Here is a 742-nt window from a genome sequence, read left to right as displayed (position 1 = left end):
CGGAGACGGCGTCGGCGACCTGAAGGGCCTGACCGCCAAGCTGGACTACCTCCAGTGGCTCGGCGTGGACTGCCTGTGGCTGCCGCCCTTCTTCAAGTCCCCGCTGCGCGACGGTGGTTACGACGTCTCCGACTACACCGCCGTGCTGCCCGAGTTCGGTGACCTCGCCGACTTCGTGGAGTTCGTGGACGCCGCCCACCAGCGCGGCATGCGCGTGATCATCGACTTCGTCATGAACCACACCAGCGACCAGCACCCGTGGTTCCAGGAGTCCCGCAAGAACCCCGACGGCCCCTACGGGGACTACTACATGTGGGCCGACGACGACAAGCGGTACGAGGACGCGCGGATCATCTTCGTCGACACGGAGGTCTCCAACTGGACCTTCGACCCGGTGCGCGGCCAGTACTACTTCCACCGCTTCTTCTCGCACCAGCCGGACCTGAACTACGAGAACCCGGCCGTCCAGGAGGAGATCCTGGCCGCGCTGCGGTTCTGGCTGGACCTCGGCATCGACGGCTACCGCCTGGACGCGGTGCCCTATCTGTACGCGGAAGAGGGCACCAACTGCGAGAACCTGCCCGCCACGCACCAGTTCCTGAAGCGGGTGCGCCGCGAGATCGACGCGCTCTATCCGGACACCGTGCTGCTGGCGGAGGCGAACCAGTGGCCCGAGGACGTGGTCGACTACTTCGGCGACTACTCCGCCGGCGGCGACGAGTGCCACATGGCCTTCCACTTC

Annotated in this window: 1 protein-coding gene; it reads left to right on the top strand. The window is 66.4% G+C overall.

Annotation, left to right across the window (positions count from 1 at the left end):
- Positions 1 to 742 (top strand): alpha-amylase family glycosyl hydrolase (locus tag IH25_RS0136725; protein WP_030621338.1); only part of this gene is annotated, 742 nt, incomplete at both ends.

Origin of the sequence: Streptomyces achromogenes subsp. achromogenes, from assembly GCF_000720835.1 — a bacterium.
GTDB lineage: Bacteria > Actinomycetota > Actinomycetes > Streptomycetales > Streptomycetaceae > Streptomyces > Streptomyces achromogenes.
This window is presented reverse-complemented; position numbering and strand designations above follow the sequence as displayed.